General features: G+C 62.0%; 19 protein-coding genes. 6 read left to right on the top strand and 13 right to left on the bottom strand.

Translation table 11 applies throughout. The annotated features are described in order from the left end of the window. Positions 1-53: 53 nt before the first annotated feature. Both V8359_RS01920 and trpB read right to left on the bottom strand, forming a co-directional pair. Positions 54-371 (bottom strand): hypothetical protein, encoded by a 318-nt coding sequence (locus V8359_RS01920; RefSeq protein ID WP_336427008.1) that lies wholly within the window; start codon positions 369-371, stop codon positions 54-56. A gap of 156 nt (positions 372-527) precedes the next feature. Further along, positions 528-1757 (bottom strand): tryptophan synthase subunit beta, encoded by a 1230-nt coding sequence (trpB, locus tag V8359_RS01915; RefSeq protein WP_336427007.1) that lies wholly within the window; start codon positions 1755-1757, stop codon positions 528-530. Positions 1758-1799: 42 nt separating this feature from the next. Here trpB and V8359_RS01910 point away from each other — a divergent pair, with 42 nt between their 5' ends. After that, a complete protein-coding gene (locus V8359_RS01910; protein WP_336427006.1) occupies positions 1800-1988 on the top strand; it encodes a hypothetical protein in 189 nt (62 codons plus the stop codon). Here the strand turns inward: V8359_RS01910 and V8359_RS01905 are convergent. The 7 genes from V8359_RS01905 to V8359_RS01875 all read right to left on the bottom strand — a co-directional run bounded on the left by V8359_RS01905 (position 1943) and on the right by V8359_RS01875 (position 6845). Then, a complete protein-coding gene (locus V8359_RS01905) occupies positions 1943-3484 on the bottom strand; it encodes an alanine/glycine:cation symporter family protein (RefSeq protein ID WP_336427005.1) in 1542 nt (513 codons plus the stop codon). The genes V8359_RS01910 and V8359_RS01905 overlap by 46 nt on opposite strands. Before the next feature lie 15 nt (positions 3485-3499). Next, the gene (locus tag V8359_RS01900) at positions 3500-3934 is read right to left on the bottom strand and encodes a universal stress protein (protein ID WP_336427004.1); all 435 of its coding nucleotides are present in this window, start codon (positions 3932-3934) and stop codon (positions 3500-3502) included. 171 nt (positions 3935-4105) lie between these two features. Continuing rightward, on the bottom strand, positions 4106-4507 hold the full coding sequence (locus V8359_RS01895; RefSeq protein WP_442970321.1) for a GNAT family N-acetyltransferase: 402 nt from the start codon (positions 4505-4507) through the stop codon (positions 4106-4108). 50 nt (positions 4508-4557) lie between these two features. Continuing rightward, on the bottom strand, positions 4558-5202 hold the full coding sequence (locus V8359_RS01890) for a phosphoribosylanthranilate isomerase (protein WP_336427002.1): 645 nt from the start codon (positions 5200-5202) through the stop codon (positions 4558-4560). A 9-nt stretch (positions 5203-5211) separates the two neighbouring features. Then, positions 5212-5562 (bottom strand): lipopolysaccharide assembly protein LapA domain-containing protein, encoded by a 351-nt coding sequence (locus V8359_RS01885; protein WP_336427001.1) that lies wholly within the window; start codon positions 5560-5562, stop codon positions 5212-5214. Further along, positions 5562-5846 (bottom strand): integration host factor subunit beta, encoded by a 285-nt coding sequence (gene ihfB, locus V8359_RS01880; RefSeq protein WP_336427000.1) that lies wholly within the window; start codon positions 5844-5846, stop codon positions 5562-5564. The genes V8359_RS01885 and ihfB overlap by 1 nt, the downstream gene beginning before the upstream one ends. A 234-nt stretch (positions 5847-6080) precedes the next feature. Continuing rightward, positions 6081-6845, bottom strand: a complete 765-nt coding sequence (locus V8359_RS01875) for a sulfite exporter TauE/SafE family protein (protein WP_336426999.1) — start codon at positions 6843-6845, stop codon at positions 6081-6083. A 167-nt stretch (positions 6846-7012) separates the two neighbouring features. Between V8359_RS01875 and V8359_RS01870 the strand changes: the two genes are divergently transcribed. Next, positions 7013-8701, top strand: coding sequence for an acyl-CoA dehydrogenase family protein (locus V8359_RS01870; RefSeq protein ID WP_336426998.1), 1689 nt, complete (start codon positions 7013-7015; stop codon positions 8699-8701). Between the two features lie 112 nt (positions 8702-8813). Here the strand turns inward: V8359_RS01870 and V8359_RS01865 are convergent, their stop codons facing one another. Further along, on the bottom strand, positions 8814-9512 hold the full coding sequence (locus V8359_RS01865) for a fumarylacetoacetate hydrolase family protein (protein ID WP_336426997.1): 699 nt from the start codon (positions 9510-9512) through the stop codon (positions 8814-8816). A 92-nt stretch (positions 9513-9604) separates the two neighbouring features. Here V8359_RS01865 and V8359_RS01860 point away from each other — a divergent pair, with 92 nt between their 5' ends. The 3 genes from V8359_RS01860 (at position 9605) to V8359_RS01850 (ending at position 11347) form a co-directional block, all read left to right on the top strand. After that, entirely contained in the window at positions 9605-10285 is a 681-nt protein-coding gene (locus V8359_RS01860) for a DUF1045 domain-containing protein (protein ID WP_336426995.1), read from the top strand. Positions 10286-10401: 116 nt separating this feature from the next. Beyond that, entirely contained in the window at positions 10402-10965 is a 564-nt protein-coding gene (locus tag V8359_RS01855) for a TetR/AcrR family transcriptional regulator (RefSeq protein WP_336426994.1), read from the top strand. Positions 10966-10999: 34 nt separating this feature from the next. Then, positions 11000-11347 (top strand): META domain-containing protein, encoded by a 348-nt coding sequence (locus V8359_RS01850; protein ID WP_336426993.1) that lies wholly within the window; start codon positions 11000-11002, stop codon positions 11345-11347. 12 nt (positions 11348-11359) lie between these two features. Here V8359_RS01850 and recO read toward each other — a convergent pair whose 3' ends face one another. Beyond that, positions 11360-12088, bottom strand: a complete 729-nt coding sequence (recO, locus tag V8359_RS01845) for a DNA repair protein RecO (RefSeq protein WP_336426992.1) — start codon at positions 12086-12088, stop codon at positions 11360-11362. Positions 12089-12241: 153 nt separating this feature from the next. Here recO and V8359_RS01840 point away from each other — a divergent pair, with 153 nt between their 5' ends. After that, positions 12242-14509, top strand: coding sequence for a vWA domain-containing protein (locus V8359_RS01840; protein WP_336426991.1), 2268 nt, complete (start codon positions 12242-12244; stop codon positions 14507-14509). A 54-nt stretch (positions 14510-14563) separates the two neighbouring features. On the opposite strand, the gene V8359_RS01835 is transcribed toward V8359_RS01840, so the two are convergent. Together V8359_RS01835 and era are read right to left on the bottom strand one after the other, a co-directional pair. Then, complete coding sequence (locus tag V8359_RS01835; protein ID WP_336426990.1) at positions 14564-14899, bottom strand: DUF1491 family protein; 336 nt, start codon at positions 14897-14899, stop codon at positions 14564-14566. Between the two features lie 3 nt (positions 14900-14902). Next, on the bottom strand, positions 14903-15808 hold the full coding sequence (gene era, locus V8359_RS01830; RefSeq protein WP_336426989.1) for a GTPase Era: 906 nt from the start codon (positions 15806-15808) through the stop codon (positions 14903-14905). Positions 15809-15963: the final 155 nt, after the last annotated feature.

Raw genomic sequence — 15963 nt, 5'->3', positions numbered from 1 at the left:
GGCGTGGCACGCGGGGCGCGACGTCAACAGCTTCGCCGCGTGCGAGGCCTTGGTCAATCGTCATAAAGGTCGTCGGAGTCGAGGAAGTCGCGATCCCGGCTGCGCACTCGCACGCCGGGGCGGATATCGTCGCTCCAATCCACCTGCTCAACCTCACGCTTGAGCACCGTGCCCGAGCGCGTATCATAGATCACTTCGAGCTTGCGCAGCCCGCGAATGGCTTCGATCTTGGTCTGGCTTGGGCCGGTTTTGATCTCGACCGTATCGTATCCTTCGGTTTGCAGCCTTGTGACATGGTCATCCATGATCGTGCCCGCCAGCGCCGAGACAGGTGCGATTGCCGTAATACCGGCCAATAGAAAATATTTCATAAGAGAGCCCTTCGTGATGAAACGCCCGATGTCATCACCGAGCGTTCCAACCCTGCCCTCGGGATTGCCCCAGAGCCATTGCACAGCGGCTTAAAACAGGCGCCCTAAACCGTGGTTTAGGATCACGCCCGCGCGGGCCTCGTGCACGGCTTCGCTTCAGTCGCCTTCGTCCATGTCAAAGCCCAGATGCTTGGCCACGGTGAAGATGTCCTTGTCGCCGCGTCCGCACATGTTCATCACCAGAAGATGATCGCGGGGCAGGTCGGGGGCGATTTTCATCACATGCGCCAACGCATGACAGGGTTCAAGCGCCGGAATGATCCCCTCTTTCTCACACGAAAGCTGAAACGCTTTCAGCGCCTCCTTGTCGGTGATCGACACATATTCGGCCCGCTTGGTATCATGCAGCCAGCTATGCTCAGGTCCGATACCGGGATAGTCGAGCCCTGCCGAGATCGAATACCCCTCAAGGATCTGACCGTCATCATCCTGCAAAAGGTAGGTCCGGTTGCCATGCAGCACGCCGGGGCGACCGCCGGTCAGCGAGGCGCAATGCTCCATCTTCTCATTGACACCCTTGCCACCGGCCTCGACCCCGATGATCCGCACATCCTTGTCGTCGAGAAACGGATAAAACAGGCCCATCGCGTTCGATCCACCCCCGATGGCGGCGATGATCGTGTCGGGCAGGCGCCCTTCGGCCGCCTGCATCTGTTTCTTGGTTTCCTTGCCGATGATCGACTGGAAATCGCGCACCATCGCCGGATAGGGATGCGGCCCCGCCACCGTGCCGATGCAGTAGAACGTGTCGCGCACATTGGTCACCCAGTCGCGCAGCGCGTCGTTCATCGCGTCCTTGAGCGTGCCGCGCCCGGATGTCACCGGCACCACCTCGGCGCCCAAAAGCTTCATGCGGAAGACGTTGGGGCGCTGGCGTTCGACGTCATGCGCGCCCATGTAGACCACGCATTTCAACCCGAACTTGGCACAGACCGTCGCCGTAGCCACGCCATGCTGGCCCGCACCGGTTTCGGCAATAATGCGCGTCTTGCCCATGCGCCGCGCCAGCAGGATTTGGCCCAGCACGTTGTTGATCTTGTGCGCGCCGGTGTGGTTCAGCTCATCGCGCTTGAGGTAAATCTTTGCCCCGCCCAGATGTTCTGTCAGACCGGCGGCATAATAAAGCGGGCTGGGGCGCCCCACGTAATGCGTCCAGAGATCCTGCATCTCGTCCCAGAAGGACTGATCGGTCTTGGCGTGCTCATACTGCTCCTCAAGCTCGAGGATCAGCGGCATGAGCGTCTCGCTTACGAAACGTCCGCCAAAATCACCGAAACGGCCCTTCTCGTCTGGTCCCGTCATGAAAGAATTGAAGAGATCGTTCATCGCGCCAGTGCCCCTTGATGTTTCTTCGTGTGAATATGGGACGTGGCACAGGATTTCCAGCGCAAACGCGGCCAAAGCTTTTTCCAGCCGGAGATTTTCGCCAGATTGCCCGGCAAAAGTGCCAAGCCGGGCGCGAAAATGCCGGGCGGTGGCCGCCCGGCATCGGTTTTCAATTTCGATTTCGATCAGGTGTATTTCTTGATTTCACCTGACTTGAGCCGCGAATTGTAGCTTTGCAATTCGCGCTTCACGATCGGCATCAGGCAATACAGCGCGACGATGTTGACCACCGCCATTGCAAAGATCGCCGCATCCGAGAAGTCGATCACCGGCCCGAGGCTCGCCGCCGCGCCGATCACCACGAAGACACAGAAGATCACCTTGAAGATAAGCTCCTTGGTCTCCCCCTCACCGAACAGGAATGTCCAGGCCTTGAGGCCGTAATAGGACCAGCTGATCATCGTGGAGAAGGCAAAGAGAACCACCGCAAGCGCCAGCACATACTGGAACCAGCCAAAGCTCGCCGAGAACGCCGCAGAAGTTAATGCCACGCCCGAGTTGCCATCCACCGTCTGAATCGCTGACCCGGCTTCGTTGAGGATGTAGAGCCCCGTTTCGGGATCGCTCACGAGTTGCCCGGTGATTATGATCACAAGCGCCGTCATGGTGCAGATCACCACCGTGTCGATGAACGGCTCAAGCAGTGACACATAACCTTCCGTGATCGGTTCCTTGGTGCGCACCGCCGAGTGGGCAATCGCAGCCGATCCGACGCCCGCCTCGTTCGAGAATGCAGCCCGCTTGAACCCTTGGATCAGCGCCCCGACCATGCCACCGGCAACGCCGAGACCGGTAAAGGCCCCTTCGAATATCTGCCCGAAAGCCCAGCCGATCTTGTCGAAGTTCAACAAAAGGATGACGAGCGCAGTTGCGACATAAAGGATCCCCATGAACGGAACGACCTTCTCCGTGACCTTGGCAATGGATTTGAGCCCACCCACGATCACCGCAAAGACAACGGCGGCGAACACAAGCCCGGTGATCCAGCCCGGATAATCGCCCACCACGTTCGATATCTGCGCATGTGCCTGGTTGGCCTGGAACATGTTGCCGCCGCCAAGTGCCCCGAGAATACAGAAAACCGAGAACAGGATCGCAAGGAACTTACCCGCTGGCAGGCCCCGCTCCTCGAACCCCTTGGTCATGTAATACATCGGTCCGCCCGAGACTTTGCCATCGGGATACTCGTTGCGATATTTCACGCCCAATGTGCATTCGGTGAACTTTGACGCCATGCCCATCAAACCCGCGAGGATCATCCAGAATGTCGCGCCCGGCCCGCCGATGCCCACGGCCACCGCCACACCGGCGATATTCCCAAGGCCCACCGTGCCCGAAAGCGCCGTGGCCAGCGCCTGAAAGTGGCTTACCTCGCCCGCGTCATCCGGGTCCGAATAATCCCCTTTCACCAATGCGATGGAATGCGGGAAGGCACGAAACTGCACCAGCCCGAAATAGACGGTAAAGATCGTTGCCGCGACCACCAGCCATGCCACGATCCACGGAAAAGTTGTGCCGGGGAACGGGCTGAAGATCAGGCTGACGAACCATCCGGTCGAGTTCGCGAAGATCTCGTTCACCCGGTCGTCAAGTGATTGCGCCATGACAGGTGCGGCGCATATGGCAATGGCGGTCGCCATCGCCGGAACTTTGATAAATTGTGTCATATGATGTCTCCGCAATCAGGGCACGATGGTGACGGGCACGGGGCTCGACTGTGCGAGTGACCCCGCCACCGAACCAAAAAGCCGCGAGGCAAGCCCGCTTTCGCCCTGTCGACCGGTCACGATCTGATTGGCCTTGGCCTCCTTGGCGATCGCGATCAGCGTGTCGGCGATATTGCCGTATTTGAGCGCGGTATCTATCTCGACACCACTGCCCTTGAGTTGATCCACCACCGGGGACAGCACGTGTTCCTCGGCGCGCGAAAGCTCTTCTCCGCGCCGCATGTGCCGCTCCTCAAGCTCGGTCGGCGTGAGAAAGGAATAGGGTGACCACTCCAGCACATGGGCGACGACAATGCTCCCCCCCTGTGCCTTGGCCTTCTCCACCGCGAAATCCAGCGCCCTCTTCGCTCCGTCACTGCCGTCATATCCGACGACGATTTTATCGGGCATTTTCTACCCTCCTTCTTGTTGGTTCACCCCTGGCCGGGGCTGCACGACTTTAGCAGGTTCGCGACAAAATGCCGCGATTCTTTGTGCTTCGATGTCGTTTGACCCTAAAAAACCGCGCATAGCGCCAGAAAGCCCAACGCGCCGCCGGGCCGAAAAGCCGGGTGTGACAGGCTATCCCGCGCGCAGGTCTTTCTTGAACCCGGTATGGCTCGCGGCAAATCCCAGCGACTCATAGAACCGGTGCGCGTCCTGCCGCGACGCATTCATCGTCAGTTGAATCAGGTGACAGCCCGCCGCGCGGGCGCGCCGCTCAACATCCGCGAACATCTCCTGTCCGATGCCCTGCCCCCTGCTGTCGCCCGTCACGCGCACCGTCTCGACCTGCGCACGCCGCGCGGCGCCAAGCGACAGGCCCGAGATGAAAGTGATCTGATAGGTGGCCACGATCCGCCCATCTGAACGCACACCCACAATGATATGGTTCTGCGGTTCCGAGGCGATATTGTCGAAGGCAACAAGATAGGCGTCTTCGTCGCGGGTCTCGCGCGTGCACCCCAAAACGTCATCCGACATAAGCGCGCAGATATCGGGCACGTCTTCGCGACATGCCTCACGAAAGAGGGTCACGCCGCGGTCGCGTCGATAAACGCCTTGATGAGGCCGGCATCTTTCTCGCCCGGGGCGGTTTCAACCCCCGACGCCACATCCACTTGGCGCGCGCCCGTTTGGGCGATGGCCCGCGCCACGTTGTCCGCGGTAAGCCCCCCGGCCAACATCCAAGGCACGGCCCAGCGCCGCCCAGCCACAAGGGACCAGTCGAAAGCCAAGGCATTGCCCCCCGGACGGTCCGCGCCCTTGGGCGGCTTCGTATCGACAAGAAGTTGATCGGCCGCCTCCGCGTGCCGGTCGATCTCGGCCAGATCGGCATCCTCGGCGATGCCGATCACCTTCATCACCGGCAGGCCGAACATGGCCTTCACCTCGGCCACGCGCGCGGGGCTTTCATGACCATGCAGTTGCAGCATATCAAGCGGCACGCGCTTGGTGATCGCCCGGATCGTATCGTCATCGGCATCCACCACAAGCGCCACCTTGGCCACACCAACAGGCACCCTCAGCGCCAAGGCGCGCGCGGCCTCGGGCGACGTGTATCGCGGCGATCTTTCAAAGAAATTGAACCCCAGATAAGCTGCGCCCGCCTGCACGGCCGCATCGACATCGCCGGGCCGGGTCAGCCCGCAAATCTTGGTTCGAATGTCCGAAGTCATTTGGGGGTCTCAGGCCGTCTCGTCAAAAAGTGTCAGGACATCATCCTGACTTTGCTTGCGCTCCCCCTTGAGGCGGCGCAACTCGGCCCGCATCCGCGCCATTTCACGCGCCTGCCGCGCCGCCGCCGCGCGCTCTTTGGCTTCGCGGATATACTCCCACAAAAATCCAAGGATCAGACCCGCCAGAATACCCCCGAAAATCACCACGAAAAGCGGGACCTGATATCCTGGATTGACGGCTGCCACGCCATCAAGTTCGGCAGGCAAAAGCTTGACCGACACCATCTGACGATTGGCGAGGGCGACAAGAATAAGCGCCACCGCGAAGATGGCGATACAGGCGTAACGAATATAACGCATCAGTTGTTCCCGTTCAGACGATCCCTGAGCAATTTGCCGGTCTTGAAGAACGGCACATGCTTTTCTTCGACTTCAACCGCCTCACCCGTCCTCGGGTTCCGGCCTGTTCGCGCATCGCGCTTCTTGACCGAGAATGCCCCGAACCCGCGAAGCTCCACACGGTGCCCCCGGGCCATGGCATCGGTGATCTCGTTGAAGATCGTGTTGACGATTTTTTCCACATCTCTCTGATAAAGATGTGGGTTCTCATCGGCGATCTTTTGAATCAGCTCCGATCGGATCATCGGTTCCCCCCGGCTTGTTCTCTATTTGCCCTAGACGGCTTGTCGGAAACTATAGGCATAAACGTCTCAAAACTAAAATGGAAACCGCAACCAGTGCGCCCACCATGCCCGCTTTTGCCGCCCCAACGGGCGCTTGTCGCTGCAAAATACCAGCGCAACCGCACATTGACCCCCTAGAATGCCGATATGGACAAAATGTCCCAGCAACGATTCGCACAGCCTTCGGGACCGTGTTCATGACGCAAGCCAAAGCCCGCGCACGACAAGAAAAAGCCCTGCCAGCAGCAACACGATATGGGTGAGTCGCTCGAACCCTTGCTGACCGAGCTTGTCCTGAATCCGGAATCCCGCATAAAGCCCGGCCAGCGCAGGCAGACATAAGAAAAGCGAGAGCGGCAGCGTCGCAGCATTGAGCACACCCGACACCGCGTGCGACGCCACGAGGGTGAGCGCCCCCAGCCCATAGACGACACCCTGAATGCGCACCTGCTCAACCTTGGGCGTGTGCATCGACGTCAGAAGCGCCACGGTCGGCGGCCCCCAGATACCGGTGATTCCACCAAAGAACCCCGCGACCGTGCCCACCATCACCTGCACCGGCGTGGTCGGCGGGCTGGGAATCGGCAGGATGCGCCCCACCAGCGCAAAACCCGAAACAAGACTGACCGGCACGCCGATCAGAAGAAGCATGAACCAAGCCGCAAGATACGGCACCATCTGCGCGGCACAGACCATCAGCACGAAGCCCGCGATCAGGAATGGCGCAAAGCGCCGGATCGCCGCGAGCGCCGCACCGCCGCCGCCCCTCAGTGCCTGCAAACCGTTTGAAACCAGGGCCGGAAACGCAAGCGCGGCAAGCGCCACATCAGGCGCCATGATCAGGCTCAGCCCGGCGATCATCACGGTCGGAAGACCGAACCCCACACTCCCCTTGAGAACCCCCGCAAGACAGGTAATCACCGAGGCGGCAAGAAGGAGCGTCAGACTGGCAATATCCATCTCCGGCCTCCTTCAGGGGGAACGAGTTCTGCTAGGGCAAGACGCCGCCAAGTCAACACGCAACTAAAGAACAAAAACTTTGCTGCCAAGGCAAAATAGTTGCGCTGCACGTGCGAAATAGCTACACCGTCTCCGACAGTTTCGAGCATAGCGAAAGGACCGCCACCATGGCACATGACGGACAGGATATCACGGCGGAATCGCCCGCCCTTCTGAACGATCTGACTGCCCTTACCCGCGCCGCCCTGCCAGCAGCGGAACAGGTGCTCAATCTGGCGACGGAACGCCTGCGCGATATCGTCACCAAGGACGGGCGCGTATCCGGTAGCGCGCTCGACACCAATCAGACCGCCGCCCATGGCCTTGCCTGGCTTGCGACCTATGTCGAAGCCCTCCGCCAAATGCAGGGCTGGGCTGACCGCCTGAGCGAAACGGGCGAGTTCTCCGAGGTCGAGGCGCTTATCCACCAGATCGCCTTTGGCGAGTATCTGCATCAGATCGCCGGCGGCATCCCGATGAACCAGACCGAGATTGTGCGCCTCGCCGATCTTGGCCTCGGCTGGGACGCGCTCTCTGGCTTTCAATGCGCCGAGGTTCAGACCCTCATGGCGCAGGGCAATTCCCAAGCTGCGCGCACCCGGCTTGTCACCCTCATGCAAGAGCGCAGCGCCGAGATCACGGTGGGCCGCACCGGTCTTGATGACGAGCTTGAGATGATCCGTGAGCAATTCCGGCGCTTCGCGATCGAAAAGGTCGAGCCGCACGCCCATGATTGGCATCTCAAGGATGAGCTTATCCCGATGGAGATCATCGAGGAACTGGCCGAAATGGGCGTTTTCGGTCTTACCATTCCCGAGGAATTCGGCGGGCTGGGCCTGACCAAGGCGTCGATGGTCGTGGTCTCCGAAGAACTCAGCCGTGGTTATATCGGCGTGGGTTCGCTTGGCACCCGCTCGGAAATTGCCGCCGAACTGATCCTCTGTGGCGGCACCGACGCACAAAAGGCCGATTGGCTGCCCAAACTCGCCAGCGCCGAAATCCTGCCCACCGCCGTCTTTACCGAACCCAACACAGGGTCCGATCTGGGCGCCCTGCGCACCCGCGCCGTCAAGGATGAAAACGGCGACTGGAAGATTACCGGCAACAAGACATGGATCACCCACGCCGCCCGCACCCATGTGATGACGCTTCTGGCGCGCACAGACCCCGAAACGACCGATCATCGCGGCCTGTCCATGTTCCTCGCCGAGAAGACACCGGGCACCGACGACGCCCCCTTTCCCACCCCCGGCATGACCGGCGGCGAGATCGAGGTGCTGGGCTATCGGGGCATGAAGGAATACGAGCTTGGCTTCGACAATTTCCACGTGGACGGGGCCAATCTGCTTGGTGGTGACGAAGGCAAGGGGTTCAAACAACTCATGCAGACCTTCGAGGCCGCCCGCATTCAGACCGCGGCCCGCGCCGTTGGCGTGGCACAGGCCGCGCTGGACGTGGCGATGCAATACGCCCAAGACCGCAAGCAATTCGGCAAGTCGCTGATCGAGTTTCCCCGCGTGTCGGGCAAGCTCGCGATGATGGCCGTCGAAATCATGGTCGCCCGGCAGCTCACGTATTTCAGCGCATGGGAAAAGGACAATGACCGCCGCTGCGACCTTGAGGCCGGCATGGCCAAGCTTCTTGGCGCGCGCGTGGCCTGGGCTGCTGCAGATAACGGCTTGCAAATCCACGGCGGCAACGGCTTTGCCACCGAATACAAGATTAGCCGCATCCTGTGTGACGCGCGCATCCTGAACATTTTCGAAGGGGCCGCTGAAATTCAGGCACAGGTCATCACCCGGCGGCTTCTGGGCTGAAATCGGTCTCCGGCCCCGCGCCATCGTCGCGGGGCCGGCATCGTCACCGGGCTTCGATCCGGGTTCAACCACCCGGATTCAAACCGTGATCGAACAGATGGCGCCCGATGCGTCAGGCGTTGGCAATCGTGACCTCTACCGGCTCAAGCCCGTCAATACGCCCCTCAAGCCGGGCCCCCGGATGAACCGGGCCGACGCCTGCGGGCGTGCCGGTCATGATCAGGTCTCCCGCTGTGAGGTGATAAAACCGCGACAGGTGCGACAGGATTTCGGGCACCGACCAGACCATTTCGTCAAGTGTCGCGCTTTGCACCTCCCGGTCATCCATAAACAGCTTAAGACGCTGATCCGCGATCTCTCCGAACGCATCGCGCCGCGTGATCGGCCCGAGGATGGCCGCATCCTCGAAATCCTTACCCAGATCCCATGGACGGCGTTTTTCCTTGGCCTGGCCCTGAAGGTCCCGCCGGGTCAGGTCGATCCCGCAGGCATATCCCAGAACGGCCTCCATCGCCTCTGCGCCCTCAGCCTGAAACAGGTCCCCCCCGAGCGCCACGACAAACTCCATTTCATAGTGACAATCCCGCGTGCCCGCCGGATAGGCGATCTCCGAACCGGAGGGGCAGACCGTATGGGCCGATTTGGTGAAATAAAACGTCGCCTCACGGTCCACTTCGTTGCCCATCTCGGCGGCATGGGCGGCATAGTTGCGCCCGACACAGAAAATCCGACGCACCGGGAACTTGGGGATCTCTCCAACAAGGGCAAGAGCGGGTTGCGCGGGCGGGTCGAACAGATAGGTTTCGGTCATGGTTGTCTCCTTTTTCCGGGGCTTTATGCGGCGCACCCAGCCAAAGGTCAAAACGATTGGCTCGCCATGCGGAACCGTGGCAAGAGACGCTCATGAAGTTTGACCGCTACGCCATATATCACAGCTTTGCGCCCGCCCCATGGTCCGATTGGGCTGTGGGTTGGCTGGGATGGGACATGTCGACAGGCCGGGCCGCACCGCCGCCGCATGACCTGCCGCTCGACCCCGAACCGCTCACCCGGACGCCGCGCCGCTATGGCCTTCACGCGACGCTCAAGCCGCCCTTCCGGCTGGCCTCGGGGCAAACCCCCGAAGCGCTTCGTATCGCCGTCGCCGCATTCTGCGCCGATCATGCACCTGTGCCCGTAGGGCGGCTTCGGCCGGTGGCGCTTGGTCGCTTCCTCGCGCTCATGCCTCAAACCCAGACCACGGAGCTGACCGATCTCGCCGCCCGGATCGTCCGTGGCTTCGACAGGTTCCGCGCACCGTTGACCGATGCGGAACTGACCCGCCGTCGCGCCGCAAGGCTCAGTTCGGCACAGCAGGACAACCTCTTCCGCTGGGGCTATCCGCATGTGATGGACGCGTTCCGCTACCATATCACCCTGACCGACCGGCTTGGGGATGACACCCGTGCAATGGCGCTTTCGGTGCTCGACGCTCAGCTTGCGCCGCGCCTGCCTCATTGTCTCATGCTCGACGCGCTGAGTCTCGTGGGTGAAGATACCGAGGGCCGCTTTCACTTGCTGGCGCGGCACCCGCTCACTGGTTGATCGTCATGTCCCTGTTACGCGGATCGGCTATCGCATTGGCATTTAGATGTCCCCGATTTCAGATTTTGGCAGGGCGGCCCGTCGCCGGGTCGCCCTTATTTTCCAAGGACTGACGCTTGTTGGACGCGCCATGTCAGCGTATCACCTATATCATGACCAAAGCTCGCCCCCCCCGACTGACCCGAGATGACTGGCTTGCCGCCGGGCATGCCGCTTTGGCGATCTCGGGCGCGCCCGCCCTCGCGGCAGAGCCGCTCGCCCGCAAGCTCAACACCACCAAGGGGTCGTTCTACTGGCACTTTCGTGATCTGCCCGCCTTTCACGATGCACTTATCGCCGGCTGGGAAGGGGCTGCACTCACCGCGCTGACACAGGTCGACGGCGATACGGCAACGGCCCGCCTCCGGGCGCTGGCCGATTGCATCGCCGCGCCGGACGCAACCGAAACCGCGATGCGGGGCTGGGCGCTCTCGCATGCCGGGGCCGCCGCCGCGCTTGGGCGCGTCGATGCGGCCCGGCTCGATCTTCTGACCGCGCATCTGCGCGTCATCGGCGTGACCAATCCGGCCATGGCGCGCTGCCTGCACGCGGCGGCCTCGGGGCTCAAGGCCCTCGGAAACGAGGATGCGGCGGCCGACGATATCGGCTCACTCGTGGACCTGATCCTTGCGCTGCGCTAACTGGCTTGCCCGGGCAACTTTAACCACGCTTGCCATGATCATCGCGCTTGCCGCCTGCCGCGGGGACGAAACTCTGACCGGCTATGGTGCCGCCGATCGCGACTGGCACCTTGACACGGCGCGTCTCACCCTGCGCTTTGGCACAGGTGGCAAGGTCTCGGGACGTGGTCCGTGCAACAGCTTCACAGCCACCCAGACGGCCCCCTATCCTTGGTTTGATCTGGACCGATTCGAGGCGACCGAACACTCCTGTCCCGGGCGTGCGACGGAAACCGCGCTCTTTGCGCGTCTCGCCACCATGACCCTCGCCGAGGTTGCGGACGACACGCTCATCCTGTCGGATGACGATGGCAACCGCATGGTGTTCAGCACCGCCCCCTGAGCCGACACCGCCCTATCCGCGCCGCGCCACCAAACCAACGAATCGTTGCCGCGCATCCGGCAGGGGTTTGCCAGCAATCTCGGGCGCCATGTGATGGGCAAGGAAATGGCCCGTGATGGCAAACCCCTTTGCTAGCTCTCCCGCGTCCGCCGCCCCGATCTCGATCAGGCAGCGTGGCAGCGGCAGAAGCTTGTCCGCCCATTCCCCCGCGCCCTTGCGCGACACGGCCCGCCCGCTCTTGGGCGAGACATAGCTCAGGTCGTTGGCCCCACGTCCCAGAACCGCGCATTCCCGAAGGTCAAGCCCGAAACCCAACTCTTCAAGCAAGGCCAACTCCCAGTGAAGATAGGCCAGAGGCCAATGCTCGGGGCGGTCAAGCATATCCAGCAACGCACGGCTTTTCTCGTATAGCGCCGGATGCGCCTCCCGCTCAGGCAAAGAGAACCGCAAAAGCGACGTCACCGCGTTCAACCCCGCAAGCATCAGGCGGTCCTCCATCGCCAGTGCGGCGCTTGTGCTCAGAGGCTCGACGGTGAAGCTGCCGATATGCGCCTCAAGCCGGGCCCGCCACGTCACATCAAGCTCGGCCCCTGGTTGCAGGATGGGCGTCATCCGGCGCGACACGCCGCCCCGCACAACCCCGGCATGACGCCCATGCGACCGGGTCAGCACGTCGATGATCGCCGATGTCTCGCCATGCGGCCGCACCGAAAGCAGTATCCCCTGATCACGCCAATCCATGCCTGTCTCCCTCCGGGTGCGATAGAGGCGCAATTCGCGCCAAATGCCAAGGGGGACGCCCATGAAAGGGGTGCGGTTTACATGACTTGGACAGGCGCCCCCGGCTGTGGTTAACTCAACGGCAACAACGCCGACACAGGGGATACTTTCATCATGTCCGCATTTCGCCATATGACAAGCTGCTTCGCTCTCATCGCCGCCACGGGCATGGCCCATGCACAGGCCACCGATCAAGAGGACGTAATGGTCGTCTTCGATGGGTCCAATTCGATGTGGGGCCAGATCGACGGCACCGCCAAGATCGAGATTGCACGCTCGGTCATGGGCAACCTGCTGGGCGACTGGACTGCGGATCGTCAGATCGGCCTCATGGCATATGGCCACCGCCGCCGCGGCGACTGTTCCGATATCGAAACGCTGATCACCCCGGCCTCGGGCACGGCCCCCGATATCCTCGAGCGGATCAACGCAATCACGCCAACGGGCAAGACACCTCTGACCGACGCGGTCGAACAGGCCGCAACGGCGTTGGCCTATACCGACCGGCCCGCGACAGTGGTGCTCATCTCCGACGGGCTGGAAAGCTGCGAACGTGACCCGTGCGAGCTTGCCCGCGCCCTCGAAAAGGGCGGTGTCGGCTTTACCGCGCATGTGGTGGGCTTCGGGCTTGCCAATGACGAAGACGCGGCTTCGCTCGCCTGTATCGCCGAAGAAACCGGCGGCCAGTATATTTCGGCCTCCAACGCCTCGGAACTGGGCGATGCGCTCAGCGACATCGGCACCGCAGTGGCCGAGCCCGAGCCGGAACCCGAACTCCCCGATGTCACGCTCACTGCCCCAGACAGCGTCGTGGCGGGCGGATCGCTCACCGCGGGATGGAGCACGGTCGTGGAACGCGGCGACTATGTCACTTTCGCCGCCCCCGACATGGACGCCGAAAACTACATCAGCCACGTCTCGACCAACGACAAATCCGAAGGCGAGCTGCGTGCCGCGACCACACCCGGCACCTATGAGTTGCGGTATGTCCATGCCGGGACCGGCGATATCCTCGGGCGCCGCGATATCGCCGTGACCGAGCATCAGATCACCCTCACGGCCCTCGAGAGCGTCGCAACCGGCGCTGAGTTCGAAGTCAGTTGGACCGACGCATCGCACCCGTCCGACTATATCACGATCGTCCCGCAAGGCGCGGATCAGGGCACCTATGGCGACTATCTCTCGGTCCGGGACAATTCATCCGGCACCCTCACGGCCCCTGCGGACGCCGGGCTCTACGAGGTGCGGTATCTCTTCAACATCGACGAAACCACGGCGCTTTCGCAACCCGTCGAAGTCACCGATGTCAACGTCACACTCACCGCGCCCGATACGGCGCTTGTCGGCTCTTCGGTTGTCGTGGAATGGAGCGATACGATCGCGCCCCAGGACTATATCACCGTGGTCTCGGTCGGGGCCGAGGACTCGCAATATACCAATTACATCCTGACCCGCGACAATTCGAAAGGCGCGCTTCAGATGCCCGCCGTCCCGGGAATGTATGAGCTTCGTTATGTGTTGCGCGAAGGCCGCCGTGTCATCGCGCGCCACGCGCTTGAACTGACCGAACCCGAGGTCACGCTCAGCGCGCCCGACACCGCGCTGGCAGGCTCCGACGTCAAGGTGAGTTGGACAGGCACTGTCGATGACCGCGACTATATCACCATCGTCCCCGCCGGCGCCGAAGAGGGCACCCACACCAACTATATCCTTGCCCGTGACAATACCGAGGGCGAGGTCAAGGCCCCCGCCGACCCCGGCCTGTATGAAATCCGCTATATCCTGCGCGAAGGCCGCCGCACCATGGCGCGCCGGACGCTTGAGATCACCGAACCCGAGGTGAGCCTCACGGCACCGGATAAAATCCGCGCGGGCGATACGATCAAGGTGGGGTGGAGCACGCCGGTCGATTCACGTGACTATATCGCACTTGCCCCGGTCGGGTCCGAACCGGGAAGCCAAGTGACCTATATCCTCGTGCGTGCCGAAACCGAGGGCAAGCTCGAGGCGCCGGATGAAGCTGGCATGTATGAAATCCGCTACATCCTGCGCGAAGGGGGGCGTGTCCTTGCCTCGAACATGATCGAAGTGCTGCCCGCCGATGCCCAGCTACAAAGCGGTGCCACGATCGAGGCCCCTGAGACCGCGGCTGCGGGAAGCACGATCGACGTGGGTTTTACCACCGCCAGCACCTCGACCGACCGGCGCATCACCCTCGCGCGCGCCGATCAGGCGATTTTCACTTGGGTCAATGCGGTCAAGATCGACGACGAAGCCTCGGTCAGGCTCACCCTGCCCGATACGCCCGGCACCTTCGAACTGCGCTTTCTCGATGTCACGGAACAGGAGGTTCTCGCGCGCAAGATCATCACCGTGGAGTGATCCGCACCTAGGCGTTTCGCGAACATCCGTGTCTCAGGTCTGTCTCGAACCGCCTTAACCGTCGAGCCCCGGCTCGTCCAGAAGATGCCGCCCGGCGCGATCCTCGACCTCGATCACCCAAAGATCGGGGTCGAACTCCTTCTGACGGGCGATGGCCGCGTCCACATCACGTTCCGCGCCCTTGGTCAGAATGTCCCATCGCCGGTGCCCGCTCATCAGGTCGAACATGCGTGTGTGCGCCACGGCCTCACCGTCGAGCGTGTTCAGCTTGACGATCACCGCGCCGCTCGTGTCATCGCCATGGGCGGTGACAAAGGCGGGAATATCTTGAAACCGCAGCCGCGCGAGATAGGCATCAACCCAGAATTTCGCGGTAAGGCGCGGTGTCACGGCTCAGTTTCCGTCCTTGATGTTGAGGCCCATCTCCGAATACCGTTCGGCTTCGTCAAGCCAGCCGGGGCGCACCTTCACCTGCGTGAAAAGATGCACGCGCCGCCCCAGAAACTCCTCAAGCTCTTCACGGGCGGCTCGCCCGACCGCCTTCATCGTCTCACCCTTCCGGCCCAGCACGATCCCCTTGTGCCCATCCCGGGTGACATAGATCACCTGATCGATGCGGGCCGAACCGTCCTTGCGCTCTTCCCAATTCTCGGTTTCGACGGTCAGCTGATAGGGCAGCTCCTGATGCAGCCGCAAAGTAAGCTTCTCTCGGGTGATCTCGGCGGCGATCATCCGAACCGGCAGGTCCGCGATCTGATCCTCGGGGTAAAGCCATGGTCCCTCGGGCATTTCCCCGGCCAGCCACCCACGCAAATCGTCAACGCCGTGCCCGCGTTCCGCCGAGATCATGAATGTCTTGGCAAAGCCGAACCGCGCGTTCATGTCCTGCGTCAGCGCCAGAAGCGTTTCGGATTTCACCCGGTCTATCTTGTTGATGGCCAAGGCCACGGGCGTCTTGCCGGCCACTTCGCCAAGGTTTTCAAGAATGCGTTCCACGCCCTCGGTGATGCCCCGGTGCGCCTCGATCAGCAAGACGATCACATCCGCATCCGCGGCCCCGCCCCATGCTGCCGCGACCATCGCCCGATCAAGCCTGCGACGCGGGAGGAAAAGCCCGGGTGTGTCCACAAAGACAAGCTGGCTGTCGCCCTCGATCGCGACCCCCCGGATGCGCGCGCGGGTGGTCTGAACCTTATGGGTGACAATGCTTACCTTCGCCCCCACCATCCGGTTGAGAAGCGTGGATTTACCCGCGTTGGGCTCTCCGATGAGGGCAATGAATCCGGCGCGTGTGGTCATGATCTGTCCTGCTTTGGCGTGGCACAGCCCCTACCCCATGCGCGCGCCCAAGGCCAGCCGAACCTGCGGCGCCGCGTCGCATCGGCCGACGCCGCACGCGGCCTAACTCGTATGTCACAAGACATCAAAGGGAGAAAACTCATGTTCAAGGGTCT

It is taken from the genome of Roseovarius sp. E0-M6, from assembly GCF_037083845.1.
GTDB lineage: Bacteria > Pseudomonadota > Alphaproteobacteria > Rhodobacterales > Rhodobacteraceae > Roseovarius.
Note: the sequence above shows the minus strand (reverse complement) of the source record. Positions and strands in the feature narration are given on the sequence as shown.

Excerpts from the sequence above, each read along its gene's own strand:
- V8359_RS01860 (WP_336426995.1), top strand. The coding sequence starts at position 9,605 with ATGAAGTTTGACCGCTACGCCATATATCACAGCTTTGCGCCCGCCCCA.
- V8359_RS01870 (WP_336426998.1), top strand. The coding sequence starts at position 7,013 with ATGGCACATGACGGACAGGATATCACGGCGGAATCGCCCGCCCTTCTG.
- V8359_RS01850 (WP_336426993.1), top strand. The coding sequence starts at position 11,000 with ATGATCATCGCGCTTGCCGCCTGCCGCGGGGACGAAACTCTGACCGGC.
- recO (WP_336426992.1), bottom strand. The coding sequence starts at position 12,088 with ATGGATTGGCGTGATCAGGGGATACTGCTTTCGGTGCGGCCGCATGGC.
- V8359_RS01900 (WP_336427004.1), bottom strand. The coding sequence starts at position 3,934 with ATGCCCGATAAAATCGTCGTCGGATATGACGGCAGTGACGGAGCGAAG.
- trpB (WP_336427007.1), bottom strand. The coding sequence starts at position 1,757 with ATGAACGATCTCTTCAATTCTTTCATGACGGGACCAGACGAGAAGGGC.
- V8359_RS01920 (WP_336427008.1), bottom strand. The coding sequence starts at position 371 with ATGAAATATTTTCTATTGGCCGGTATTACGGCAATCGCACCTGTCTCG.
- V8359_RS01875 (WP_336426999.1), bottom strand. The coding sequence starts at position 6,845 with ATGGATATTGCCAGTCTGACGCTCCTTCTTGCCGCCTCGGTGATTACC.
- V8359_RS01895 (WP_442970321.1), bottom strand. The coding sequence starts at position 4,507 with ATGTCGGATGACGTTTTGGGGTGCACGCGCGAGACCCGCGACGAAGAC.
- V8359_RS01865 (WP_336426997.1), bottom strand. The coding sequence starts at position 9,512 with ATGACCGAAACCTATCTGTTCGACCCGCCCGCGCAACCCGCTCTTGCC.
- ihfB (WP_336427000.1), bottom strand. The coding sequence starts at position 5,846 with ATGATCCGATCGGAGCTGATTCAAAAGATCGCCGATGAGAACCCACAT.
- V8359_RS01840 (WP_336426991.1), top strand. The coding sequence starts at position 12,242 with ATGTCCGCATTTCGCCATATGACAAGCTGCTTCGCTCTCATCGCCGCC.
- V8359_RS01890 (WP_336427002.1), bottom strand. The coding sequence starts at position 5,202 with ATGACTTCGGACATTCGAACCAAGATTTGCGGGCTGACCCGGCCCGGC.
- era (WP_336426989.1), bottom strand. The coding sequence starts at position 15,808 with ATGACCACACGCGCCGGATTCATTGCCCTCATCGGAGAGCCCAACGCG.
- V8359_RS01905 (WP_336427005.1), bottom strand. The coding sequence starts at position 3,484 with ATGACACAATTTATCAAAGTTCCGGCGATGGCGACCGCCATTGCCATA.
- V8359_RS01885 (WP_336427001.1), bottom strand. The coding sequence starts at position 5,562 with ATGCGTTATATTCGTTACGCCTGTATCGCCATCTTCGCGGTGGCGCTT.